Source organism: Fibrella rubiginis (genome assembly GCF_017353185.1).
Taxonomy (GTDB): domain Bacteria; phylum Bacteroidota; class Bacteroidia; order Cytophagales; family Spirosomataceae; genus Fibrella; species Fibrella rubiginis.
Map to the genome: position 1 here is coordinate 107,908 of NZ_JAFMYV010000015.1, position 24,142 is coordinate 132,049.

The window sequence follows — 24,142 nt, forward strand, 5'->3', positions numbered from 1 at the left end:
TGTACATTACTTTTCAACGTCCCCGCCGCCGGTTGTTACCGCCGCCGTTGCCGGGGTTGTTTCCGCCGCCCCGGAATGGGTTGCGGTTGTTGTTATTGGCATTGTTGCCACCCCGGAACTGGGAACGGTTGTTATTGCCGCCGCCGTTGTTGCGGTCCTGCCGGTTGCGCTGTTGGCCGTAGTTGTTGCTAAACCGGTTGTTTTTCTGCGCCGTGATGCGTTGCGGCTGTTCATCGGCGCGTTCAATAGGCGAACTCTCTACCAGTCCCTCACTACGGATAAGGGCAATATCCGGGGCCAGCTTGCCTTTCGATATGTCGAGTATGCTTTGGTAGATGGTTTCGTCTTCTACATTTTCCTTATTCCAGGCCGTGTAGAAGGTGCGCATTAGCCGAACCAGGTACGACACAAACCCACGCCGTTCGTCGGCATCTTCGGTGTTGAACGCCCGGTCGATAAGCAGATTAATGTTCTGCCCGAAGTGCTTATATTTCAGGTTATGGTATTGATAGCCAACCTTTTGAGGTTTCTTCCCCAGCACATCGGGTGAAGGTGGCGGATAAGGGCTGTCTACGTCGAGCTTAAACCCGGACATGATGTAGAGGTCATCCCAGAGTTTATTATAGTAGTCCTGCCCGTCTTTCATGGCTGGATGAAGTTGCCGCATCAGTTCGACCAGGATGTGCGCCTGACGGGTGCGCGTGGTCCGGTCTTCGATGGTCAACAGGTAATTAACCATCTTCTGGATACTACTGCCGTATTCTTTCAAGCGATGAGTGGCTTAACTGTAAAAAACAAAGGTAGGGAAAAAGGGAGGAAAGGAAGAATGGAGAAAAGGAGGAGGGGGAAGAAGGGGAGGAAAGGGACTGTCTACCTTTGCAGCCCGGTACCCTTCCCCCTCCTCCTTTTCTCCATTCTTCCTTTCCTGCTTTCTTCATGACCCTCCGCGCCAACCTGACTGATACCCTTCGATTGAGTATACCCATCGTGATTGCCCAACTCAGCACCACGCTGATGGGGTTGACGGATAATCTCTTCGTGGGGCGGCTGCTGGGGGCGGTGCCACTGGGCGCGGCGGGGCTGGCCAACTCCATGTCGTTCCTGCTGTCGAGCATTGGCATTGGCGGGCTGCCGGTGGTGGCGGCGCTGGTGGCGCAGGCGGGCGGGCGAAACAATGCCGCCAAAATCAACCAGTTGTACCGGGCGGGGTTACGGGTGGCACTGCTGCTGAGTCTGGCCCTGGGGCTGGTGGTCGCTGTGGTAGCGCTGAACTTCGACTGGCTAGGTCAAACCGCTGAGGTCAACGCCATTGCCCGGCCGTTTATGCTGATTCTCAGCGCCTCCAACGTGCCGTTGTTTGTGTTTATTGCCGCCCGCCAACTGGGCGACGGCCTGCGTTTTCCGCGGGTGTCCATGACCATCACCATTGCCGCGCTGGCACTCAATGCCCTGTTCAACTACCTCTTTATTTTGGGGATCGGTCCATTTCCGAAGCTCGGCGTGCAGGGGTCGGCGGTGGCTACGCTGCTGTCTCGCGTGTTTATGGCGGTGGCGATGCTGACCTATATTCACCGGTCGGGTCTGTTTCGGGAGTATGTGCAGCCAGCCTTTTCGGCGTTACCCGTCAGGGAGTTCGTGCGCGATATTCTGCGTCTGGGATTACCCAGCGGGCTGACGTTTTTCTTCGAAATAGCCCTCTTCACCGCCGCCATGGTCATCATCGGCTGGCTCGGTGCCGACCGGCTGGCGGCGCACCAAATTGCCATTAACATGGCCTCGAGCACCTATATGATGGCTACGGGCATTTCGTCGGCGGCAGCTATCCGGGTGGGGGCGGCGTTGGGCCGCGGCGACCGCGATGGGGTTCGGCGGGCTGGGCTGGCAGCGTTTCTATTGTCGGCTATGCTGATGGGTACAGCCGGACTGGTGTTTATCTTGTTCAACACTACGCTGGTTAATCTTTATATCAGCGATGCACCCGGACGCGGGACCGCCGACGTGATCCGTATTGCGGCTACGCTGGTCTTTCTGGCGGGCTTTTTCCAACTCTCCGACGGCATTCAGGCAGTAGGCATTGGCACCCTGCGCGGCCTTTCCGACGTGAACGTACCCACGCTAATTACCCTGTTTTCTTATTGGCTCGTGGCCCTGCCTACCAGCTATCTGCTTGGTTTTACCTTTGGCTACGACGCCGTGGGGGTATGGCTCGGTCTCCTGGTGGGCCTCAGCGTGGCGGCAGTATTACTAACAGTGCGGTTTTTCCAGTTGGCAGAAAGGGTGAAAGAGTGAGTGGTGAAAGCGCGAAAGAGTGGCTGAGTGCTCTCGGCTTGCCGTTATCGTCGTTATTGTCGTTGTCATCGTTGTCGCTTGGCTCCAGCCGAGTGACGGGTATCTGAGGGCCTCTGGCCCGTAGGTTGACTTTAGAACTGTTAGGCCAACATGATTCAAGGTCGCACTACGGGCCGGAGGCCCTCAAATAACCATCACTCGGCTGGAGCCAAGCGATAACGAGATAACGACAATAACGACGATAACGGCAAGCCGAGAGCACCCAGCCACCCTTTCGCTCGTTTACCACTTATCATTAGCTACGGCACTAATACCAGCTTGCCGAAATTTTCGCCTGAAAACAGCTTTAGCAGCGTGGGAAGGAAGTTTTCGATGCCGTGCTCTACATGCACCTTTGGCGTTTTCAGCTTGCCTTCCTGTAGCCAGCCGGCCATTTCCTGCGCGGCAATGCCATAGTGGGGCGCATTGTCGAATACCACGATGCCCTCCATGCGGGCTCGGTTTACCAGCAGCGCCAGGTAGTTCGACGGGCCTTTTATGGGTGCCGTGTTATTGTATTGGGAAATGGCACCGCAGATAACGATTCGCGCCCGGAGCCGGATTTGGGTCAGCACATCGTCCAGAATATCGCCGCCTACATTGTCGAAATACACGTCGATACCTTTGGGACAAGCTTCACGGAGGGCGGCGCGTACGTTTTGCGTTTTGTAATTGATGCAGGCGTCGAAGCCGAGCTCATTGACGCAGTAGTTGCACTTTTCCTCATCACCAGCGATACCGACCACGCGGCATCCTTTGATTTTGGCAATTTGTCCCACCACGCTACCTACCGCCCCGGCTGCCCCCGATACCACCACGGTTTCGCCCGCTTTGGGCTGGCCAGAGTTGATTAATCCGAAATAGGCCGTCATGCCGGGCATGCCCAGTGTAGCCAGGTACGTTTCCAGTGGAGCTAGCTTCGTGTCTACTTTCAGCAGGTACGCCGGGTTGGCGGGGTCACTGGCGGCAGCACCATCGCGAAGGGCGTATTGCTGCACGTTTAGCCCACCCGTTACATAGTCGCCCACGGCAAAGGCGGGGTGCTTCGACTCCACAATCTGCCCGGCTGCTCCCGCCCGAAACACGTCGCCGATGCCGATGGGGGGGATGTAGGATTTACCTTCGTTCATCCAGCCGCGCATAGCGGGGTCAAGAGAAATGAACAGGTTTTTTACCAAAATCTGCCCGTCTTCCAGTGCTGGTATCTCAGCGGTTTCGATGGTTAGATTGGCTGGCTGGGGCATGCCTACTGGCCGCGATGCCAGTTTTACGCGGGTGTTTGAATAAGTCATAGGTTTGATTTTGGTCAATTAAGCCGACCGTAGTTGGTCAAGAAGATCGTCGCGGGTGGGGCGGTCATTGACTACGTCGTAGCGCAGGCCTTCAAGGTCCAGTGTGTCCACGAAGGTGGCGTAATTTTCGACGGTAAAGACAACGAGGTTGTCGAAGGGTTCGTTAAACGGCTCAACCTCAGTAAGACTGGCCTGTTTTTGCAACGCCCGGTACGGCTCAGGCCGCAGGTCGTCTTGTTTCAGGATAAAATACCACATGTTAGAAGCAGTTATTAATGTACAATGCATAATGTACAATGAACAATGGCTTCGCGCTCTACATTCGATGCGCGAAGCCATTGTTCATTGTACATTATGCATTGTACATTAATAACTGACAGATGTCAAAATCCTCCCGCCCAAACAATGCCGCCTTCGATGTGTTGCAGGGCATTTTTCTCCGTAAACGTCTCTGCCGTATGGCCCAGGGCGGTGTAGAACATACGACCCTGACCAACGTTGTGCGTCCACGAAATGGGGTGATCGCCACCCATGCCTTTGGTTTCGCCCACGTCATACGTTTTTTCATCGACGTTTAGCAGCACATGGATGTTCGGCACAGTGCGGGGGTTCTTCCTGAAATTGTACCATTCGTCGGCATGGCGCCACGTGGCGGGCAGGCCGGTGGTGCTGGGGTGAGTTTTGTCTTCTATGGTCAGCGTGGCTTCGGGCGTGTGCGGGAAAAGGCTATGGTCGCGGAAGTGCGTACCCAGCAATTGGTCGTACCAAAGCCAGTCGTATTCGGTGTCGCAGGCGGCATGAATACCTACGTAGCCACCGCCGCGCTCAATAAACCGCTCAAACGCGGCCTGCTGGTCGGGGGTAAGCACATCGCCGGTGGTTGACAGCCAGACTACTACCTTGAATTTCTGGAGATAATCGTCGTTGAAAAATGCGCCGTTTTCGGTGCCGACCACCGTCCAGCCGCGTTGGGCACCCAGCGTTTTCAAGGCCACCACACCGGGCTCGATGCTCTCGTGCCGGAAGCCGTTTGTCTTGGAAAAAACCAGCACACCCTTGTCGCCAACGGGGCCGGGGTCAGCGGGGCGCGTGGTGTCGAAAACGGGGTGCTGCCACGGCAATTTCCGGATTGAGTACATGGCAAAGAGGACAAAGCCACCCATGAGCAAGGCCAGTGCCAGGGCAGTAAAAAGAACGAAGCGGAGTAGTTTACGGACCATAAAAGAGGAGGGTGGGTTGATTATTAAACTTCATTAATTCTACCAAACATACGCCCATTTTTGCCCAAATCGTTGCATCTTGATGGGCCAACATTAGTAGTAAAACAACTGTACACATGGCCCGTTACGACACCCTGGTGCCCCTGCCCGGCAGCGAAAAGTCTGCTCCGGAAGGCACCCAACTCAAGACCTTAAAATCCACCGACGTATTTGAGGTGACGGTGCGCGTAAACCGCCGCCAACCCATTGAATCACTCGTTACTACGGAGGCGCCAGTGGCGCAGCCGCTCACGCAGAACCAATACACCACCCAGTTTGGTGGCGATCCAGCCACGTTGCGAACGGTTGAAGACTACCTGCATTCGCAGGGGTTGAGCACGGTGCTCATCAGTGCCCCCCGGCGCAGTGTAATTGTGCGGGGAACGGTTGACCAGTTTAGCACGGCCTTTGGCGTATCCTTAGCCAACTACAAAGCGCCCGATGGCACGGTTTTTCGGGGGCGTAGCGGCCCAATTCAGGTGCCCGCCGAACTGGTCGATTTGATCGAAGGTGTTTTTGGTCTTGATGACCGGCCAATCGCGACGGCTCATTTTCAGGTGTTGCGGAAAGGGTCGGGCGGCATTGCTGATCCCCGCGCCGTGACTACGTCGTTCAATCCGAATCAGCTGGCCAAAATCTACAACTACCCCACCGGCGTAACGGGCAAAGGGCAGCGCATTGCCATTATTGAACTGGGTGGCGGGTTCCGGCAGGCCGACATTACAGCCTATTTCAAAAGCCTTGGTCTGAAAGCTCCCGTGGTCAAAGCGGTATCGGTTGATGGTGGGGTCAACAGCCCCAGTAATGCTAATAGCGCCGATGGGGAGGTGATGCTTGATATTGAAGTAGCCGGGGCCGTAGCGCCTGGTGCTCAGCTGATTGTCTATTTCGCGCCCAACACTGATAAAGGGTTTCTGGATGCCATCACTACCGCCCTGCACGACACGGTCAACAAGCCATCGGTAATTTCCATTAGCTGGGGTGCCGCCGAGAAGAACTGGACACCGCAGTCACTGACCACGTTCAACCAAGCGTTTCAGGGAGCGGCTGCGCTGGGCATTACCGTTTGCGCTGCCGCGGGCGATACCGGCTCCGGTGACGGCGTAGGCGACGGTAAAGCCCATGTCGATTTCCCGGCGTCGAGTCCCTTTGTGCTGGCCTGCGGGGGCACGAATTTGAAAACCAACGGCAACATGATCACTTCTGAGACGGTATGGCACGTGAGCAACGACAGCGCCACCGGCGGCGGCATTAGCGACGTATTCGACCTACCCGATTATCAGCAAAAAGCCGGGGTACCGCCCTCCGTCAACGACGGCAAACGCATTGGCCGGGGCCTGCCCGACGTATCGGCCGTGGCTGACCCATCAACGGGGTATAACGTCCGGGTGGATGGGCAGAACCTGGTTATCGGCGGTACGAGCGCAGTATCGCCGTTGATGGCGGGGTTGGTGGCGTTGCTCAATCAGCAGCGCGCCAAGCCAGTGGGCTTCCTGAACCCTGTGCTTTATGCCAACCCCGCCGTTTGCCGCGACATCACGCAGGGCGACAACATCACCGTGGCGGGCAACAAAGGCTATAAAGCCCAACCCGGCTGGGACGCCGCCACCGGCCTCGGCGTGGTCGACGGGCAGAAACTGGCGAAAGCGATCTGATTTACGATGTACGATTTACGAATTACGATTTGTTGCTGACGCCCCTGTCCAGCAGAGCGGAACGCCGCCCGGCAATACTCCGCAAGGCATGCGTCAGCAACAAATCGTAATTCGTAAATCGTACATCGTAAATCTAAAACCCCACCACACACCGCTCACCGGCCAGTGCGGCCATGTTTTCCTGTAAGAGCATGGCTGTGCGGGCGTTGTCGAAATGTTCGCTGTAGGCAGCGCGGAGTTCTTTGCGTTTCATGGCTTCCAGAAAACGACGGGCATCGTCGGGGGTTTCCAGCAGGAGGGGCGGCACTTCGGTTGGTTCGCCGGCTTCGTTTTTGGCCACCATCGTGAAGTAAGACGTATTGGTGTGCTTCACCACGCCCGTCTTCACGTTTTCGGCAATAACCTTGATACCCACCACCAGCGACGTTCGCCCCACGTAGTTGACCGACCCCATCAGCGACACCAGTTCGCCAACCTCAACCGGTTGCCGGAAATTGACTCCGTCTACCGATACCGTCACGCAGTATTCGCCCGCGTGTTTGGCGGCACAGGCATAAGCTACCTTGTCCATGAGTGATAGCAGCGTGCCGCCGTGAATCTTGCCGCCAAAGTTGGCATAAGCCGGAATCATCAGTTCAGTCAATGTAGTCTGCGAATGGCGGACGGAGCGGGGAGAGGTAGGCATAAGAAAGGGGCGATAGTGGTTGATGAAGTTGTGGGTTGGCGCAGCTACGCCAGCCCACAACCTCATTAACCACACTAATTAACCACTGGATCCTAAACTTTTTGCGTAATTCAGCAACGCAACTTTGATGTAGCCTGTCTTGGCGGGTTCATCGTTGAGCTAATTTTTTCACTACCAATCCGTCATGAACCAGTCCCGCCTTGTCCGACTTCAGAGCCAACCCGATGCCCTGTCTGATCTGCTGGCCGGCTTATCGGTGGCACAGTGGCAACGGCGAGTTCAGCCGGGCAAATGGTCGATTGCTGAGCAGCTAGCGCACCTGGCCCGTTATCAGGTTGTGTTTCGGCAGCGCATCGACCTCATCTGCCAAACCGACCAACCCCATTTCGACCGGTACATGGCTGATGATGATCCCGACTTTGCCCCCTGGCTGACCCGTTTGCCCGACGAGCTACTAACCCAACTGCAACAGGATCGGGCCGAGATCAACAACAAACTGGCTGCCCTGACCGGTGGGCAGTTGCGCCGGACGGGCACTCACCCTACGTTTGGCGCGATGGACATTGAGGGATGGACCGAGTTCTTTCTCCTCCACGAAGCCCATCATTTTCTGAGTATCATGCGACTGGCAGCTTCGGCGCGGCACGGGTAAATTTGGCTATAACGTCGTTTGATAGATTAATGGTTTTTTGGACAGGATTAGCAGGATTTCAAGATGAACAGGATTTCCTTTTTACGCTGGATACAATCAGTAGAGCAAAGAAAAATCCTGTTCGTCTTGAAATCCTGCTAATCCTGTCCAAAAAATCTTATCTAAACATTAAGCCAAAACCTAATCCCTGTGCAGCCCGTACCTATTAAAACCACCGTTGTTGGCTCGATGCCTTTTCCCGGCTGGCTCGAACACGCCACCCAACACCTCGATCAGTTTGGCCCCGCCGACGTCAACGAGATGATCGAAGACGCTGTCATAACGGCCATCCATGACCAAACCACGGCGGGTCTCGACGTGATCACCGACGGTGAACAAACCCGGTTCGATTTCAATCTGTCGTTCTATGGCTACATCAAGGGCATCGAAAACAACGACACCGAACTGCGCAAATTTGGTCCGCCTGCTCACGATCAGCGCGGCAAGCATACCATCACACAGCCCCTCACGGCTCCGCGCGGGCTGGGCGTAGTAGAGGAATATCAACGTCTAAAACGGCTGGCCCCGGCCGATCAACACCTGAAAATGTCGATCCCCGGTCCCTACACCCTTAGTGGACGATTATTGCCAGGTGAGTTCTACAAAGACCGCTGGGAGGTAACCGAGGCACTGTTGCCGATGGTGCGCAAAGAGATAGAAGACCTGGTCGCCTTGGGTGTGGAAGAAATCTGCGTCGATGAGCCATCCATGAGTTGTTACGCCTACCGCGAAGACACCAAACGGTTTGTCGATATTTTCAACCGCACGGTGGCGCCCGGCGTGGGCAAAACGCGGCTATCCATGCACCTCTGTTTTGGGAATTACAAAGGCCGGTCGGTGGGAAGAAAAAGTATCGCGCCCATGCTGCCCGATTTTCTGGATATGACCGTCGATGAACTGCATTCGGAAATGACGATTCTTAATTTTTCGGAAGTGCATTTATTGGAACGCTTCGCCGAAAAATTCGATGTGGCGGTGGGCGTCATCGACGTGAAAAGTTATTACATCGAAACCCCCGACGATGTAGCCGAGCGAATTCGTAAATGCCTGCCCTACGTACCTGCTAATAAACTCGCTGTGGCCCCCGACTGCGGCATGAGCCAGACTGCCCGCTGGGCCACCAAACAAAAGCTCACGAATATGGTGGCAGGTGCCAAAATCATCCGGCAGGAATTGGGATTGGTGTGAGATAATGAGCTAAAATCCATGCAAGCTCTGGTAGGAATCTTCCATCAATAGATAAAGAGTTGAGGTCCATGTATCGTCCCATCAGGGATCGGTCGTGTACCTCCCTGACGGGACGATTCATGAAATCGACTCAAGCGAAACCATCATTGATGTTGGCGGAAATGCTACGCTTGTGCTCATGTACAGCCGGGTAACAAATAATAATGTAGTCTACACCGATTCGACCGCTATACTAGAAATTCAATCGCTTTACAGGATGTTAAAAAACGGCTATAATTTTCATGATCTTGCCGTAAAGTATTCACAAGACCCCGGTTCTTATAAAAGTGGTGGTACATTAAAACCATCTACAACGGATGACTATGTTCCTGAATTCAGGAGTGCCGTTTTAGCTTTAACGAAAGACGGCATATCGAGGCCGTTCAAGACAGATTTTGGTTACCATATTGTCCAGTTAGTTGGCGTAAAGGAGGGCTTATATACTGCACGACATATTTTATTACGGGTAGATTAGCGAACTTATACTTAGTAATGATCTTGCCATTTTGGCTCAAAAAATAACTCAAAACGCCAAAAAACTGCCATTTTGGCCTGAAAACAGCTACGGATCGAGATTTGTTTAGATAGGGTTGTGTACCAAACACCGGACACACAACCTGAACCATGAATCTCAACCAATATACCGTAAAGGCGCAGGAGGTGGTACAGTATGCCGCCCAACTGGCGCAGGGCAACCAGCAGCAAACCGTTGAAACCGGCCATGTGTTGAAAGCCATTTTAGAAGAAGACCCCAATGCCACCGGCTTTCTGGCCAAAGCCATAGGTACCGATGCCAGCCGCATCAACCTGGCGCTGGACGCCATCGTGAAGGGCTATCCCAAAGTGGTCGTCAGTGGAGATCAGCAAGGTATCTACCTCAGCAACGACCTTAACGCGGCTATGCAGCGAGCTACCAACGCGCTCAAAGACTTTGGCGACGAATACGTAAGTGTGGAGCTATTGTTGCTGGGTTTGCTGGGTGGAAAGGACGCCGTAGCCACCCTGTTGAAAGACGTGGGCTTTACCGAAAAGAACCTCAAAGACGCTATCAAGACCCTTCGGGGCAAAAACAACGCCGTGAAAAACCCGAACGCCGAAGCGACGTATCAGTCGCTGGAACGCTACTCTATTAACCTGAACGAACGGGCCCGGACCGGTAAAATTGACCCGGTCATTGGTCGCGATGAAGAAATTCGGCGCGTGCTGCAAATTTTGAGCCGCCGCACCAAAAACAACCCCATTTTGCTCGGCGAACCGGGCGTGGGTAAAACCGCCATTGTGGAAGGTCTAGCCCAGCGCATTGTGTCGGGCGACGTGCCTGAGAACCTGAAATCGAAGACCATCGTGTCGCTCGATATGGGTCTGCTCATTGCCGGGGCCAAGTATAAAGGTGAGTTTGAAGAACGCCTCAAAGCGGTCATCAAAGAAGTGACTGATTCGGAAGGCCAGATCGTGTTGTTCATCGACGAAATCCACACGCTGATTGGCGCGGGAGGCAATGGTGAAGGGGCCATGGATGCTGCCAACCTGCTGAAGCCGGCCCTTTCGCGGGGTGAACTCCACACCATCGGGGCTACCACGCTGAAAGAATACCAGAAGTACATCGAGAAAGACAAGGCACTGGAACGTCGTTTCCAGGCCGTTATGGTCGATGAACCCAGCGTTCCCGATGCTATTTCGATCCTGCGGGGCATCAAGGAAAAATATGAACTTCACCACGGGGTGCGCATCAAAGACGATGCCGTCATTGCCGCCGTGGAGCTGTCGAACCGCTACATTTCCGACCGTTTTTTGCCCGACAAAGCCATCGACCTGATGGACGAAGCCGCCGCCAAACTACGCCTCGAAATGGACTCGGTACCCGAAGAACTCGACGAACTGAACCGGCGCATCATGCAGCTCGAAATTGAGCGCGAAGCCATTCGTCGGGAAAACGACAAAGAGAAAGAATCGTCGCTAAACCGGATCATTGCCGACCTGAGCGAACAACGTAACGAGCTGAAAGCCAAATGGGAAACCGAAAAAGAATCGGTGAACGAAGGCCGGACGCTGAAAGAGCAACTCGACCAACTGCGGTTTGAAGCCGAACAGGCCGAACGCGCCGGCGACTACGGTAAAGTAGCCGAAATTCGTTACGGACGCATTCCCGAACTGGAAGGCAAACTCAACAACCTCGCCACCGCCGAAACCGACGAACCCACTACCGACCGTATGCTGCAGGAAGAAGTTACCGCCGAAGACATTGCTGAGGTGGTGGCCAAGTGGACGGGTATTCCGATGCAGAAAATGCTGCAGAGTGACCGCGATAAGCTGCTGAACCTAGAAAAAGAACTCGGTAAGCGCGTGGCTGGTCAGGCCGAAGCCATCGAAGTGGTAGCCGACGCCGTACGCCGCAGCCGGGCCGGTATGCAGGACCCCAAGCGGCCCATCGGCTCGTTTATTTTCTTGGGTACCACCGGTGTAGGTAAGACCGAAGTGGCGCGCACCCTTGCCGAATACCTGTTTAACGACGAAACCGCCATGGTGCGGATCGACATGAGTGAGTATCAGGAACGCCACGCTGTGAGCCGATTGATTGGTGCGCCTCCGGGCTATGTGGGCTACGATGAAGGTGGTCAGCTAACCGAGGCCGTACGCCGCAAACCCTACAGCGTGATCCTGCTCGACGAGATCGAAAAGGCCCACCCCGACGTCTGGAACATTCTGTTGCAGGTGCTTGACGAAGGTCGGTTGACGGATAACAAAGGCCGCACAGCAAACTTCAAGAACACGATCATCATCATGACCTCGAACCTGGGGAGCCACATTATTCAGGCTAAGTTTGCCGAAGATGAAGGCTGGAATCACACGCTGGTGGTAGAGGAAGCCAAAAACGAGGTGATGGACCTGCTGAAGCAAACCATCCGCCCCGAATTCCTGAACCGGATTGACGAGATCGTGCTGTTCGAACCGCTGACGAAAGCCAACATCCGGCAGATTGTGAGCATCCAGTTTAAGCAGATCCAGCAACGCCTGGCTGAGAGCGGTATTCAACTCGACGCCACCGATGAGGCCTTGGACAAATTGGGCGAGGAAGGTTTCGACCCCACGTTTGGTGCCCGTCCGCTGAAGCGCGTCTTGCAACGCCGCGTTCTGAATGCGCTCTCGAAAGAGATTTTATCGGGTCATGTTAAGAAAGACAGCATTGTGCTGATGGACGTTGACTCTGATGGTGAAGTAACCTTCGAAAACGTGGGTGGCGAGATCGAGATTTGATTGACACCAACTTCATCAATCAAGCCCCGGCTGCTGCTAGAGCGGTTGGGGCTTTTTGTTAAATTTGCGTGCATTAACTAAGCCAATTTATGCCACACGTACAATACGTTACCGACACCAATGGCAAGCCGCTGTATGTGCAAGTACCCATTAAGGAATACGAGAAATTGTTGGCCGATGCCGAAGAGCTTGCCGACATTGCCGCTTACAAAAGGGCGAAAAAGAACCCCGGTAAGGCCGTTCCGTTTGCTGAAGCTTTTGCCGAGGTAGAAGCGCATCATGATAAACAGATGTTCTGAATGTATACGGTTGTCATCACAGAATACGCCATTCGTCAGTTAAAAAAGCTTAGTCCTCAAGTGGTTACGAAAATTAAGGAAGCTATTGCCGATCTAATGTACGAACCCCGCCCGCACAATCACATCAAATTAACCAACGTTGAAGCCTATCGTATTCGAGTTGGTAATTATAGGGTGATCTATGAGATTAACGATAGTGTGCTGACTATTTCGGTAGTGGAAGTCGCTGACCGAAAAGAAGTTTATAAAAAACGTTGATCTCACCGAAGACGGCATCGTATTAATGGACGTTGACGCCGATGGTGGAGTGACGTTTGAAAACGTGGATGGCGAGATCGAGATTTGATCAGTTTCGAGCTTATAAACCAAGCCCCGACCGCAGCAAAGCGGTCGGGGCTTTTTGTTATCTTTGTTTAGTACATCATTTCTTGCTAACACCCGATGTTATGGTCGCCCCAACTAAACTGACTAACCTGCAACTGGAGTTGTTACAAACGTTTGCTTATTCATTGCCCGATGAGCAGTTAGTTGAGATTCGTACACTGTTGGCGCAATACTTTCTGGATAAGACAGATGCAGAAATGGACCGTCTCGTTAACGAAAACGGTTGGGATCAGTCTACATTCGATGCCTGGGCGAAAGGCCATGAACGCACAGTGTACAAACCATGACCATGCGGGTTTTGGTTGATACAAACGTATTGCTGGCAGCTTTGCCTAAACTATCGCGTTATAGGCCAATTGTTAACGCTATAGCTACTGGACGCATTGAATTGGTGGTTAGTACGGCCATTCTGTTGGAATATCAGGAAATCTTAACTCAGAAAACGAACAGCCATGTCGCTACTAATTTTCTGGAATTCCTAACCAAGATGCCTCACGTGATTCGTGTAGGAACGCCATTCACTTGGGGTCTTATTACTGAAGATTTTGATGACAACAAATTTGTTGATGCAGGATTGATTGCTGGAGCCGATTACATTATTACGTACGACACCGACTTTAATGTAGTTAAAGAAAACGCCTTCCCTCGTATTGGCGTTGTTAACGCCGATGAATTTCTGGTCTTGCTGGAAGAAAATAGCTAGCTCACCAGTTAACACTTGATCAGTTTCGAGATTATAGACCAAGCCCTGACCGCAGCAAAGCGGTCAGGGCTTTTTGTTGTTGCTGTCAGCTTCGGTGTTGGTCGAAAAAAAGTAGTACATCGGTGAGGTGTTCTTCCCAATACGGCCATTCGTGACCACCCGGGTGTTCGGCGTAGCCATGTGGAATCTGAGCCTTGACGAGTTCCTGATGTAACAACCGGTTGTGCTCAATCAGTAAATCGTCGGTCCCGCAATCGAAGCAGAAGGGTGGGAGGTGATCGCGGTTTTTCATCATCAGCGCCAATACCGACTCGTCTGTGGGGTCGACCTGAGCATAGTCGCTACGGGGTTCTTCCACAAAGAGTGGCAGTTGATCCAGGTGTGTAATCGACGACAGGCCATACGCTGCCCGAAACCGCTGCGAATAACGCGCCGCCAGCCGCAACGCCCCAAAGCCGCCCATCGACAGCCCGGCAATGAACAGATCGGGCGAAAACCGGACGTCGCTGCCCAGGGCTTCGGACACGGCCTGAGGCACATCGTCGGTGATCCAGCGGTCGAACCGGCGTTGGTGATGGGGCAGGTAGCCGCTGCCATCGCCCCACAATCCATCCGACGGCATAACCAGCGCCAGGGGCCGTATTCGTCCCTCCTGAATCAGTCGCGCCGCCGTTAGGTGAGCACCGCCTTTGTGTGCCCACGCCCAATGGCTGCCATACACGCCATGCAGAAGCAATACCATCGGCAGCGGCTTTTTCTGATCAAAATTACCTGGTAACCAAACGGTTATATCGCCTCGTCCTGCCAGATTTGGCGTTTTGACGGTGATGTGGCGTAACCCGTCGTGCTCAAAACGAGGGTCAGACAGTTCGATGGTTCGAAAGGGCATGTTGTTGGTCAGTTCATCAGCACGACTCCCTTTGCATTGCGGCCGTTGAGCATGTCGTCGAAGGCTTCGCCGAGTTGCGAAAGGGCATAGGTGCGGGTGATAAGGTCGTCGAGAAGAAGGTCGCCTTTTTGGTACAGGTTCAGCAAGATGGGGATGTCGACGTTGGGGCGGCATTTGCCGTAGAGGGGGTTGATGTAAACTTTGTCCCACTCAAATAGCCGCATATCGATGGTGATTTCCTGTTCGATGCCGCTCACCTGGCAGGCCACGCCCGCGTTACGGACCATTGCCAGCGGCACGGCCCCCAGTTCGGGAATGGCGGTGCACTCGAAGGCATAATCGGCTCCACGACCACCAGTAAGGCCCTTTACCTGCGTCACGGCCTGTTGCAGCAGATGGTCGGCGCGGTCGGCCAGGATTGTGTGGGTAGCTCCGTAATGGGTAGCCATCGCCAGCCGGTTGGGGTTCACATCGACGGCAATAACCATTCCGGCTCCGGCAATGCGCGCGCCCTGAATCACGTTCAGCCCCACACCCCCCGTGCCCACCACGACCACCGACCGCCCTGCTTTCACCTGCGCCGCGTTGATCACCGACCCCACGCCCGTCATGACGCCGCACCCCACAATGGCCGCTGCCGGAAATGAAATGGGCACGGTAGTCTTCACTACGGCGGCTTCACGCACCACGGTAGCTTCTGAAAGAGTCCCCAGGCTAAATGAGCGTTCGATGGGATTACCCTGGTAGGTAGTGCGTTCCAGCGCGGCGTGCCCACCGCTAACCCGGTTGCCCGCCGTCACCGGCGAATTAATTTCGCAAATGTGCTGATTGCCTTCCAGACACTGAAAACAGTACCCGCAGGGGATGGCCCAGTTCAGAATAACCGCGTCGCCGGGCTGTACGCTGCCGACCAATGGCCCCACGGCCCGCACCACGCCTGCGCCTTCGTGGCCCATAACAATGGATTTTCCCCACGACAACGAGTCGAAATCGGTATGGCAGATGCCGGCCGCCTTCATGTCAACCAGAACCTCATCGCCCTGTGGTTCGCTCACGTTGAGCGTGTCGATAACGAATGTTCCGTCTCCGGTGGCAATGGCGGCTTGTACTTGCATAATTGCCGTTGATGGGCGAAAGTGTTGCAAAATAAATGGAGCTGGTAAGAAGGCGTGGTGGGATATGTTAACAGAAGTAGATCAGCGCCATTTTTTACGCCGCTGGAGCCATCAAAAAGATCAAATGTCAGGGTTACGCTGGTTCGGCTTACTCATTGGTCTACGTCGCCATCCAGGGTCAGCATAGGCAGAAGGCGGCACCGTACTCAGCCCAGTGGCGGTGTTCTGCACAGGAGATTCAGGGCGGGTTTGGCGAGGAATAAACAGCTACGTTTAGTAAATAGGCGTTATGGTATATCAAATAGAAACGGCTGGCTTAACTTTTGGCATCAGGCTTGTGCAGTGGGTACTATTTCCACGTTTGGGGAAAGAAATTCCAAGTATATATACTTATTTTCACAGTTAATTCATAGATTTAATTCCTTTTTTCTTATGATGTAATTTGTTTTCTCGAGGCGGTCCCGTACTATTGCCTTACCTAAAGAGAAACGCAGATGAAACCGTACTTGATCACCTACAATTATGGCCAGCAAACGCATTTTGCTTACGCAGACACCGTTGCTGAAGCTCGTGCCTATGCCGCTGATCTACTGACAAACAATAACATACTGGCCAGCGATTCATTGTCTATCATTCAGGTGTCCGATGAGCAGATCATCTTCTTCAAAGCGGGCAATCTTACGCCAGACAGCCTCTTTGAACAACCCCGCCGTATGAGTCACGTGTTCGACCGTCTTAAGGCGTTGATCTACGGAGGTATGGCTCCTGCTCCAGTGATGCATCGGCCCATTTCAGCACAACATTAACCGTATACAGTAGTCCGTTCCCACCGTCATACATCAAGTGAAAGCAGGCCGCAAGCCTGCTTTTTTTGTGGAGTACTAGTCAAGGTATTGGCATTGGCCCCGCACACAGCACCACACAAAAAATGCTCTTACTGATCCAGTAAGAGCATTTTTTGTGTGGTGCTGCGCTCAAAAACCTTACTGCAGGTTGGCGTCTTCGCGGCTGTTGAAGGTATCACCCTGGCTGATATCGCCGGTTTTCAGCCCTTTTTTAAACCAGTATACCCGTTGGGCTGAGGTACCGTGCGTGAAGGCGTCTGGTACCACCTGCCCCTGGGTTTCCTGCTGAATTCGGTCATCACCAATAGCGTTGGCAGCCCGGAGTGCAGCTTCTACGTCGCTTTCATCCAGCGCAATGCTTTGCCCCTGTGCGTGGTGAGCCCACACGCCGGCCAGAAAATCGGCCTGGAGTTCGAGCCGGACCGACAGGCGGTTGTTTTGCACCTCGCCGAGGCGTTGCCGGGCGGCGTCTATCTTGTCCATGGTGCCCATTTGCTTTTGGATATGATGCCCAATTTCGTGGGCAATCACGTAGGCCATCGCAAAGTCGCCGGGTGCTTTAAAGCGTTGGGCCATTTCATCGTAAAAAGATAAATCGATGTACACTTTCTGGTCGGCGGGGCAATAGAACGGGCCTGACGCCGCCGACGCACCCCCGCATCCCGACGACGTTTGCTGCCGAAACATAACCAGCGTGGGAGTAGGGTACTGTGCGTTCTGTTCAGCGAAAATCTTGGTCCAGACATCTTCTGTACTCGCCAGCACTTTCCGGGTAAAACTGGCCGCCGCATCGTCGGGTTGTGGTCCGTCGGGTGCCGAAGCCGTGGTTTGTTGCTGATCGGGGGTGTTTTGCAGCACCTGCGAGGGGTCGCCGCCCAGTAAGTACACGACCAGGGCAATCACAAGGGTGCCAATACCCCCGCCCACGATCATACCCCCGCCACTTCCGCGACGGTCGTCTACATTATCACTTTCTCGTCCTCCTAACCAACGCATGGTCTTGTCTGATTTAACTTTTTAGGTCCGAAAGAACGCCATATGCCCCCAAAGATGCAACGACACCCTACCCATCGGGCCAGGTGCCCGTCCAGGGCATTGCGGTTAGCGCACGGCCGGCTCCAGCAGCCGGAGCGTGCCCCGGCTGGCGTCGATTTCGGCGGGGAGGCCTACCGGCACCGTGAACTTGTCGACAATGTGGCCAATCATCGCCCCCGAATAGGCAGGTACGTTCAGAGGCTTGATATAGGTATCCAGAATTTCTTCCAGTGTCAGCGACCCGTAACCGCCGCTATCGGGTTCGCAACGGGTGCATTTGCCGAAAACAAATCCTGAAATCTGGCTTAACAGGCCCGCCAGCTTGAGCTGGGCCAACATCCGGTCCATGCGGTATACGTCTTCGTGCACATCTTCCAGAAACAGGATAGCTCCTCTGAAATCAGGCAGATAGGGGGTGCCTACCAAATGGCTCAGCACAGTGAGGTTGCCGCCTACCAACCGGCCGCGGGCAGTACCGGGTTGCAATGTGGTGATACGGTCGGTGGTTTGGGCCAGGGTGTCACCTTTGGTAGTCGGGTTTTGCAGCGTAACGGCTTCGCCATCCATCAGTACGCGCTTTAACCAGTTGACGGTAAACGAATTCCAGGTAGCGGCACCTTCAGGCCCGTGCATGGTGACCAAGCCCGTTTTGGCGTTGATACCCAGCAGCAGGGCTGTGATGTCGCTGTAGCCGATGATGATTTTGGGTGTGCGCCGCATCTGTTCATAATCCAGCAGAGGCAGGATACGAGCGCAGCCCCAACCGCCGTGCATAGCCATTACTGCCTGCACCGACCTGTCGGCGAAAAGGGCGTTGAGGTCGGCAGCGCGGTCTTCGTCGCGGCCCCCCAAGTAGCCGTAGCGGTCGTAGAAGTGCGTCGACAGCTTTGTTTTCAGGCCCAGTGCCTGTAGCGATTCGATGGTTATTTGTACTGCCTCCCGGCTGTAGGCGGGGGCGGCGGGGCAAAACAGACCCACCGTATCGCCAGTTTTCAGGCGGGGTGGTTTCACTAATGCCGGAACTTCGGTAAAGCCAGTTTGGGGAACAATAGGGGCCAGCAGGGCCGTTTTAAGCAGACTGCGACGAGAGAGCATAAGTACCTGATGAATAAAAAAATAGACGGGGTAATGGCCTAAGTACGCGTTTTTTAGTTGACCGGAAAAGGTGTTTTCACTTTATTAATCGTTCCAGTAGAAGCCAGTTGGCAAGGCCTTTGCAGGATAAGACGTTGAACGCTGGACGTCGGATCCTGAAGGCTAAAGAAACCGGGTTTTCCAGTAGCCAAGATTTAATGTCCAGCATCTGATAACCAGCGTCTATTAGCCAGTATCCCCCGCATGAAGCCCTACGCACATTATTCGGCGATTGAGCTAGCCATGGACGATATGTTCGTGCGGTGGGTACAAACGCCCGACGACGACGAATTGTCTGCCCACTGGGAAGGTTTTCTGGAGCACCAGCCCCAATGCGAGACCCTGGTTGACGAAGCCCGGCAACTGGTGCAACAGATTAGCCTGCCGCCCGCTACTCTGCCTGCTCTGCACACCGACGAAGTGCACAGCGTGTGGGGCCGTATCAGAGGGTCATTGCAGGATCTCGACGATGTGCGCCCCCTGCAACCCGCCGTACGGTCGGTGGTGGGGTGGTGGTATTTTGGACGGGCCATTGCCGCCAGCCTGGGCATGATCCTGCTGGTGGGCTGGACTGTTTTTAAACAGTACACCTCCGAAACGTCGCGACTGATCACGACCACAACGGCCGCCCGCCAAATTGAACTGCCCGATGGGTCGTCGGTGAAGCTGCTGCCCCACAGCAGTCTGCGCTACACGCCGCGTGGTTTTGCCCGCGAAAGCGCCGCCGACGGTGACACACATACCGAACTGACCCGCGCTGTCTGGCTTGATGGTGCGGCTGAGTTCCGCATTGTGAACCCCACTGGTCACGGGGCCGCCAACGCCTTTCGGGTGCATACCGACAACCTTACTGCTGAAGCCACGGGCACCCAATTTTCGGTAGACAGCCAGAATGGACAAACGCGCGTGACCTTGCTCGACGGTACGCTGAATCTGCTGTTGGGCCATCGCCAGCTTCGCCATTTGAATCCCGGCGAAACGGTACTGGTGGCTGGTGGCGACATTGGGCCGGATTGACAGCCGGGTAAACCATTGCCTGTTTAGTCTGTTGTTTTAGTTGAGTAACAAAACAAGCTCAACTATGGAAACTAAGACCAGTCCCAATTTGGGGAAAACTGCCCTCGTAACGGGTGCTACCAGCGGCATTGGCCGTGAACTCGCTAACCTTTTCGCTAAAGACGGCTACAATCTCGTGCTTATTGCCCGGAGCGACGAGGACCTTATCCGTGTGGCCGATGCCTACGAACATCAGTTTGGCGTTAGCGTGACGCCCATCAATAAAGACCTGGCGCAGGCCAGCGCGGCTCAGGAGATTTATGATGAAGTGAAAAGCCGCGGTCTGCAGATCGACGTGCTGGTGAACAACGCGGGTCGGGGCGAATACGGCAAGTTTGCTACTGAGACCGACTTGCAAAAAGAGCAGGACATTATCCAGATCAATGTGGTGTCTTTGGTGAGCCTGACCAAGTTATTTTTAAAAGACATGGTGGCCCGTAACGAAGGCAAAATACTGATGCTGGGATCAGTAGCCTCGGTGATCCCAAACCCGCTGATGGCCGTTTACGGGGCTACAAAGTCGTTTATCTACTCTTTCTCAGAAGCCCTCCGCGACGAGATCAAGGATACCAACGTTACCCTGACTGTGCTGATGCCGGGGGCTACTGACACCGATTTCTTCAACAAAGCTGGGGCCATGAACACCAAAGCCCAGGAGAAAGCCCGCGAGACACCCGCCGCCGACGTGGCCAAGACCGGTTATGATGCTCTGATGAGTGGCAAAGACAAAGTGATTCACGGAGCAGGCAACAAAGCCGCTGTAGCCATGGCCCATTTCCTGCCCGACAGCACCGTGGCCAGTAATGCCCACAAAGACATGCGCGACAGAAACGAAGTTGACGCCGAAGAAGAGTCGCACAGTATAGCCCTGAGCCTTGGTATTGCGGCATTGGCCGTGGCGGGTTTGGTTGTGCTCTCTGCCTGGAGTAAGCGTAACCCAGTAGAAAGCACTTACGAAGAAGGTAAACTCCGGTACAAAGCCAACCGCCTGAAATCGCGCGCCATAGACGGCATCGAAGAATTGAAAGAGTCGGTGTTAAACGCGGTGAATTAACGGATAGGGGCGGCCCGAAGCGGTCGTGGCCGCCCGCTTTCGGGCACCATCATGGTCGCCTGTTTGGCAGTAGCAATAGTGCCTGAATTAATAAGCCCCGTCTAACGTCAGTAATAGGCTGGCTATATTTGTTCGTTAGCGTATTGCTGACGCCAGACGGGCGGCCACGATGGGTCGCCCCCACGTATGACCCCAGCTACCTCAACGAATGCCAATGCCGTGGCAGACCGGCCTAAGATTGGTCTGGTTTCGGCCATCATTTTTGTTATTAGTGCCGTTATTGGTACGGGTGTTTTTAAGAAAGTGGTGCCCATGTCGGCTGAGCTGGGATCGCCCACGCTGGTGCTGGCGGCCTGGTTGCTGGCGGGGCTGGTGAGTCTGGCCGGTACGCTCAGCAACGCCGAAGTAGCCAGTATGCTTGCCAGCGACGGTGGAGAGTACGCTTACTTCCGCACCATCTACAACCGTTTTTTCGCGTTCCTCTTCGGCTGGACCAACTTCGCCGTAGTGCGCACGTCGTCTATTGCGTCCATTGCCTACGTCTTTGCGCAGTCGGTCAATAGCCTGATACCGCTGCCTGCCACACCCGCTTCCCTGGCCAACATCTCATTGCTGGGGCTGCATCCACTCGACAATCTGAGCGTGAAATTGCTGGCTATTGTGCTGGTCTGGTCACTTACCCTGTTCAATATCAGAGGTTTACGAACGGGTGAGGCGATCAGCCGGTTTCTGGTAGTAGTGCTGGTTGTGGTCATGTTGCTGTTTATGTTCACCGCCTTTTTCTCGTCGGCGGGCAGTGTTGACCACCTAAAACCAGTGGAAACGGGGCTGTCGGGTAATGCGCTGGCGAGTGCACTGGCGTTGGCTTGCCTAAGTGCATTCTGGTCGTATGAAGGGTGGAGCAACCTGGGCTACATTGGCGGCGAGATAGAAAAGCCCTCGCGCAACCTGCCCCTGGCACTAGCCGTTGGCACGCTGATTATCATGGCGCTGTATCTGCTTATGAACGTGGCTTACCTCTACGTGATGCCCGTGGGCGATCTGGCCGCGCTGACCCAGAAGCCCAACAGCATTGCCGCTATTGAGGTGGCGGGCACGATGGCCGGCAGGGTAGGGGCGCTGGTAATTTCGGGCTTGTTGCTGGTCTCTACGTTCAACTGTTGCAGCAGCAGTTTGCTGATGTCGTCGCGGCTGTTTTATGCGATGGCGAAAGACGGCATGTTTTTCAACCGCGTCAACCACCTGCACCCCACGTTTAACACACCGTCGCGGTCGCTCCGGCTACAGGGTGCCTGGACCACGCTCCTGGTCGTATCCGGCTCCTTCGATGCGCTCACCGACATGCTCATTTTTGCGTCGTTCATTTTCTACGGCGCTACCACCGTAGGTGTCTTTCTGCTCCGCCGCCGTATGCCCGACGCCCCCCGCCCCTACAAGGTCATCGGTTACCCCGTGGTGCCCGGCCTGTTCCTCCTTTTCTGCGCCTACCTGATCGTCAACACGCTCATCAACCGCCCCTACGAAGCAGGCATCGGCCTGTTGCTTATGGCCACGGGTGTGCCATTCTATTTTTACTGGAGCAAGCGGAAGATAGAGGGCCGGGGATAAATACGCGTCCCTCCTGCTTCATAAACTACGCGGGAATACCGCTTACACGAGCGCGTTGTTTTACGCTAAAACGGGGCTGATGAAGCCGGTACGTTTGTGGCGTCGGTGGCCTTTGTAGTCGACTGACAAGGACGTTCCGAAAATCCTATAAGCGAGTAGGACCCATATCCTCAACCACAACCATCATGGATATGAAACCAGCCACCTTCACCCTTGAAGTGAAAGGCCTTACGTTGCCCGATAGCGTTCGGGAAGACATCAGTTTAGCCCTCAATGCCACGCTCATGCGCAAGCTGGGTGAAGTTGATTTAGCGGGCCATGCTGCCGGAGCAGCCGTTCATGAAGCCCCCGGCGGCAACATTTTTGGTCGGATCATCCGTATCGACGGTGGTGAAATCATGCGATTACTTAACCGCCGCGATTTTGGCAACGTGTTTCAGAAAAACCTGGAAAACGTGAACGTGTTAAGCGCAGGCATCGAAACGCTCAGTCATCAGCAACGACTGGTCGGATGAGCACGCGGCCGCAAAACGGGCCTCTGACGGCTGATGCACGGCCGTTATGCCCGTCGGCCCCGCTCTATGAGGGGTCGCAGCTCTTGGGGATAGTTAAGCAAGGGGGAGGTATTAGTCTGTTGGCCCAACCGATTCCTGTCACGCCCGAATTTGTGGAAACCGCCACCGCTCACGGACCAGCCGAAGAACGATTCCGGTTTGTAAACAAGTGTGTAGAAAAAGGGTGTGCCAAATGGGGCGCGGGGGGGTGTAGCGTGGTAGCGGGAGCAATAGCCCGGATAGAAACGGCTGCACAGGAAGCTATTCTACCCACTTGCGGTATTCGCCCGTCTTGCCGGTGGTTTATGCAGGAAGGGCCTATGGCCTGTCACGCCTGCCCACAGGTAACCTACTTTAATTATGAACAGGCAGCGTAATGGTTTCGCCATAATGGCCTTGCCTCGTCTATGTTACCTACCGCTCAGTAGTTTATGTCGTAGGCAGTAACCGATAGGTAAGTGACTTGGCTGGTTTGATGGAGCAATGAATAGGTTGCACCTGACTTCAATGCCCCGACATATGTGGGAATTGGATAGTCAGATGTTTCACACAAAATCATTGCTTATTATGCTGCGCAACAATACATCGCACACCTTGCTCGTGGTTGCTTTACCGGCTATGCTTTTTCTGGGTTGTAAAAAGACAACAGACCCCGCCGTTCCCGACAATGTGATCACCGACGCAGGGGGAATCAACCTGACGGTGACGTACGATAAAACCCCCACCACCACCGACCTCGACCTGTATATCTATCGGAAGAACACCTACAGCGCTGCCTCCAATCCACAAGGGGCCACCATTGGGCCTAATGACAATGGTACAGTGGCAACAGACATCATGGCTTCGGCACCCGACGAAGATTATACCGTGGTGGTGGCATACAAAACGGGTACAATCGCCAAGCCGTATACGCTGACGTTTAAAGGAATTAGTGATAAAAAGGTATATACCATAACTGGCTCCTTCGCTGCCAGTCTTGCTACTGCCACGGGTGCCAACTTCTTTGGTTCTACGCGGGGCAACAACGTGACCCTCACCAAATCAGGTACCAAGTTTACGGTTTCGCAATAGTGA

General features: G+C 54.4%; 26 protein-coding genes. 17 read left to right on the forward strand and 9 right to left on the reverse strand.

Annotated features, from left to right (window positions below; all coding sequences use genetic code 11):
• Window positions 1–13: 13 nt before the first annotated feature.
• Window positions 14–769, reverse strand: coding sequence for a DUF4290 domain-containing protein (locus J2I47_RS23590; RefSeq protein ID WP_207367078.1), 756 nt, complete (start codon window positions 767–769; stop codon window positions 14–16).
• Between the two features lie 167 nt (window positions 770–936).
• On the opposite strand from J2I47_RS23590, the gene J2I47_RS23595 reads away from it, so the two are divergent.
• Window positions 937–2,289 carry an MATE family efflux transporter gene (locus J2I47_RS23595; protein ID WP_207367079.1) on the forward strand — a complete coding sequence of 451 codons (1,353 nt, stop codon included), beginning with the start codon at window positions 937–939 and terminating at the stop codon, window positions 2,287–2,289.
• A gap of 299 nt (window positions 2,290–2,588) precedes the next feature.
• Here J2I47_RS23595 and J2I47_RS23600 read toward each other — a convergent pair whose 3' ends face one another.
• The 3 genes from J2I47_RS23600 to J2I47_RS23610 all read right to left on the reverse strand — a co-directional run bounded on the left by J2I47_RS23600 (window position 2,589) and on the right by J2I47_RS23610 (window position 4,840).
• Entirely contained in the window at window positions 2,589–3,620 is a 1,032-nt protein-coding gene (locus tag J2I47_RS23600; RefSeq protein ID WP_207367080.1) for an NADP-dependent oxidoreductase, read from the reverse strand.
• Window positions 3,621–3,638: 18 nt separating this feature from the next.
• Complete coding sequence (locus J2I47_RS23605) at window positions 3,639–3,878, reverse strand: hypothetical protein (protein WP_207367081.1); 240 nt, start codon at window positions 3,876–3,878, stop codon at window positions 3,639–3,641.
• Window positions 3,879–4,003: 125 nt separating this feature from the next.
• On the reverse strand, window positions 4,004–4,840 hold the full coding sequence (locus J2I47_RS23610; protein ID WP_207367082.1) for a ThuA domain-containing protein: 837 nt from the start codon (window positions 4,838–4,840) through the stop codon (window positions 4,004–4,006).
• Between the two features lie 116 nt (window positions 4,841–4,956).
• On the opposite strand from J2I47_RS23610, the gene J2I47_RS23615 reads away from it, so the two are divergent.
• Entirely contained in the window at window positions 4,957–6,534 is a 1,578-nt protein-coding gene (locus J2I47_RS23615) for a S53 family peptidase (RefSeq protein ID WP_207367083.1), read from the forward strand.
• A 133-nt stretch (window positions 6,535–6,667) separates the two neighbouring features.
• On the opposite strand, the gene J2I47_RS23620 is transcribed toward J2I47_RS23615, so the two are convergent.
• The gene (locus J2I47_RS23620) at window positions 6,668–7,219 is read right to left on the reverse strand and encodes an acyl-CoA thioesterase (protein WP_207367084.1); all 552 of its coding nucleotides are present in this window, start codon (window positions 7,217–7,219) and stop codon (window positions 6,668–6,670) included.
• Window positions 7,220–7,403: 184 nt separating this feature from the next.
• Between J2I47_RS23620 and J2I47_RS23625 the strand changes: the two genes are divergently transcribed.
• From J2I47_RS23625 to J2I47_RS23660, 8 genes are all read left to right on the forward strand, one after another.
• The gene (locus J2I47_RS23625) at window positions 7,404–7,871 is read left to right on the forward strand and encodes a DinB family protein (protein WP_207367085.1); all 468 of its coding nucleotides are present in this window, start codon (window positions 7,404–7,406) and stop codon (window positions 7,869–7,871) included.
• A gap of 189 nt (window positions 7,872–8,060) precedes the next feature.
• The gene (locus J2I47_RS23630) at window positions 8,061–9,098 is read left to right on the forward strand and encodes a methionine synthase (protein WP_207367086.1); all 1,038 of its coding nucleotides are present in this window, start codon (window positions 8,061–8,063) and stop codon (window positions 9,096–9,098) included.
• Between the two features lie 94 nt (window positions 9,099–9,192).
• Window positions 9,193–9,612: a peptidylprolyl isomerase gene (locus J2I47_RS26710; protein WP_207367087.1), complete on the forward strand. Its 420-nt coding sequence runs from the start codon at window positions 9,193–9,195 to the stop codon at window positions 9,610–9,612.
• 149 nt (window positions 9,613–9,761) lie between these two features.
• Window positions 9,762–12,392 (forward strand): ATP-dependent chaperone ClpB, encoded by a 2,631-nt coding sequence (gene clpB, locus J2I47_RS23640; protein WP_207367088.1) that lies wholly within the window; start codon window positions 9,762–9,764, stop codon window positions 12,390–12,392.
• Between the two features lie 89 nt (window positions 12,393–12,481).
• Window positions 12,482–12,691, forward strand: a complete 210-nt coding sequence (locus J2I47_RS23645; protein ID WP_207367089.1) for a RelB antitoxin-like protein — start codon at window positions 12,482–12,484, stop codon at window positions 12,689–12,691.
• Window positions 12,692–12,949: a type II toxin-antitoxin system RelE family toxin gene (locus J2I47_RS23650; protein WP_207367090.1), complete on the forward strand. Its 258-nt coding sequence runs from the start codon at window positions 12,692–12,694 to the stop codon at window positions 12,947–12,949.
• A gap of 188 nt (window positions 12,950–13,137) precedes the next feature.
• On the forward strand, window positions 13,138–13,362 hold the full coding sequence (locus J2I47_RS23655) for a DUF8507 family protein (protein WP_207367091.1): 225 nt from the start codon (window positions 13,138–13,140) through the stop codon (window positions 13,360–13,362).
• The gene (locus J2I47_RS23660) at window positions 13,359–13,778 is read left to right on the forward strand and encodes a putative toxin-antitoxin system toxin component, PIN family (RefSeq protein ID WP_207367092.1); all 420 of its coding nucleotides are present in this window, start codon (window positions 13,359–13,361) and stop codon (window positions 13,776–13,778) included. Before J2I47_RS23655 ends, J2I47_RS23660 begins: the two co-directional genes overlap by 4 nt.
• 85 nt (window positions 13,779–13,863) lie before the next feature.
• Here J2I47_RS23660 and J2I47_RS23665 read toward each other — a convergent pair whose 3' ends face one another.
• A complete protein-coding gene (locus J2I47_RS23665; RefSeq protein ID WP_207367093.1) occupies window positions 13,864–14,667 on the reverse strand; it encodes an alpha/beta hydrolase in 804 nt (267 codons plus the stop codon).
• Window positions 14,668–14,675: 8 nt separating this feature from the next.
• A complete protein-coding gene (locus J2I47_RS23670; RefSeq protein WP_207367094.1) occupies window positions 14,676–15,782 on the reverse strand; it encodes a zinc-binding dehydrogenase in 1,107 nt (368 codons plus the stop codon).
• Window positions 15,783–16,276: 494 nt separating this feature from the next.
• Here J2I47_RS23670 and J2I47_RS23675 point away from each other — a divergent pair, with 494 nt between their 5' ends.
• Window positions 16,277–16,588, forward strand: coding sequence for a hypothetical protein (locus tag J2I47_RS23675; RefSeq protein WP_207367095.1), 312 nt, complete (start codon window positions 16,277–16,279; stop codon window positions 16,586–16,588).
• A gap of 177 nt (window positions 16,589–16,765) precedes the next feature.
• Here J2I47_RS23675 and ypfJ read toward each other — a convergent pair whose 3' ends face one another.
• Entirely contained in the window at window positions 16,766–17,623 is an 858-nt protein-coding gene (ypfJ, locus tag J2I47_RS23680; protein ID WP_207367096.1) for a KPN_02809 family neutral zinc metallopeptidase, read from the reverse strand.
• A 105-nt stretch (window positions 17,624–17,728) separates the two neighbouring features.
• Window positions 17,729–18,757 (reverse strand): S66 peptidase family protein, encoded by a 1,029-nt coding sequence (locus J2I47_RS23685; protein ID WP_207367097.1) that lies wholly within the window; start codon window positions 18,755–18,757, stop codon window positions 17,729–17,731.
• Window positions 18,758–19,000: 243 nt separating this feature from the next.
• On the opposite strand from J2I47_RS23685, the gene J2I47_RS23690 reads away from it, so the two are divergent.
• The 6 genes from J2I47_RS23690 (at window position 19,001) to J2I47_RS23715 (ending at window position 24,139) form a co-directional block, all read left to right on the forward strand.
• Complete coding sequence (locus J2I47_RS23690; protein ID WP_207367098.1) at window positions 19,001–19,813, forward strand: FecR domain-containing protein; 813 nt, start codon at window positions 19,001–19,003, stop codon at window positions 19,811–19,813.
• 64 nt (window positions 19,814–19,877) lie between these two features.
• Window positions 19,878–20,906: an SDR family NAD(P)-dependent oxidoreductase gene (locus J2I47_RS23695; RefSeq protein WP_207367099.1), complete on the forward strand. Its 1,029-nt coding sequence runs from the start codon at window positions 19,878–19,880 to the stop codon at window positions 20,904–20,906.
• Window positions 20,907–21,092: 186 nt separating this feature from the next.
• A complete protein-coding gene (locus J2I47_RS23700; RefSeq protein WP_207367100.1) occupies window positions 21,093–22,514 on the forward strand; it encodes an APC family permease in 1,422 nt (473 codons plus the stop codon).
• Between the two features lie 185 nt (window positions 22,515–22,699).
• Entirely contained in the window at window positions 22,700–23,029 is a 330-nt protein-coding gene (locus tag J2I47_RS23705) for a hypothetical protein (protein WP_207367101.1), read from the forward strand.
• Window positions 23,026–23,445 carry a hypothetical protein gene (locus tag J2I47_RS23710; RefSeq protein WP_207367102.1) on the forward strand — a complete coding sequence of 140 codons (420 nt, stop codon included), beginning with the start codon at window positions 23,026–23,028 and terminating at the stop codon, window positions 23,443–23,445. The genes J2I47_RS23705 and J2I47_RS23710 overlap by 4 nt, the downstream gene beginning before the upstream one ends.
• A 190-nt stretch (window positions 23,446–23,635) precedes the next feature.
• Window positions 23,636–24,139 (forward strand): hypothetical protein, encoded by a 504-nt coding sequence (locus tag J2I47_RS23715; protein WP_207367103.1) that lies wholly within the window; start codon window positions 23,636–23,638, stop codon window positions 24,137–24,139.
• Window positions 24,140–24,142 lie beyond the last annotated feature (3 nt).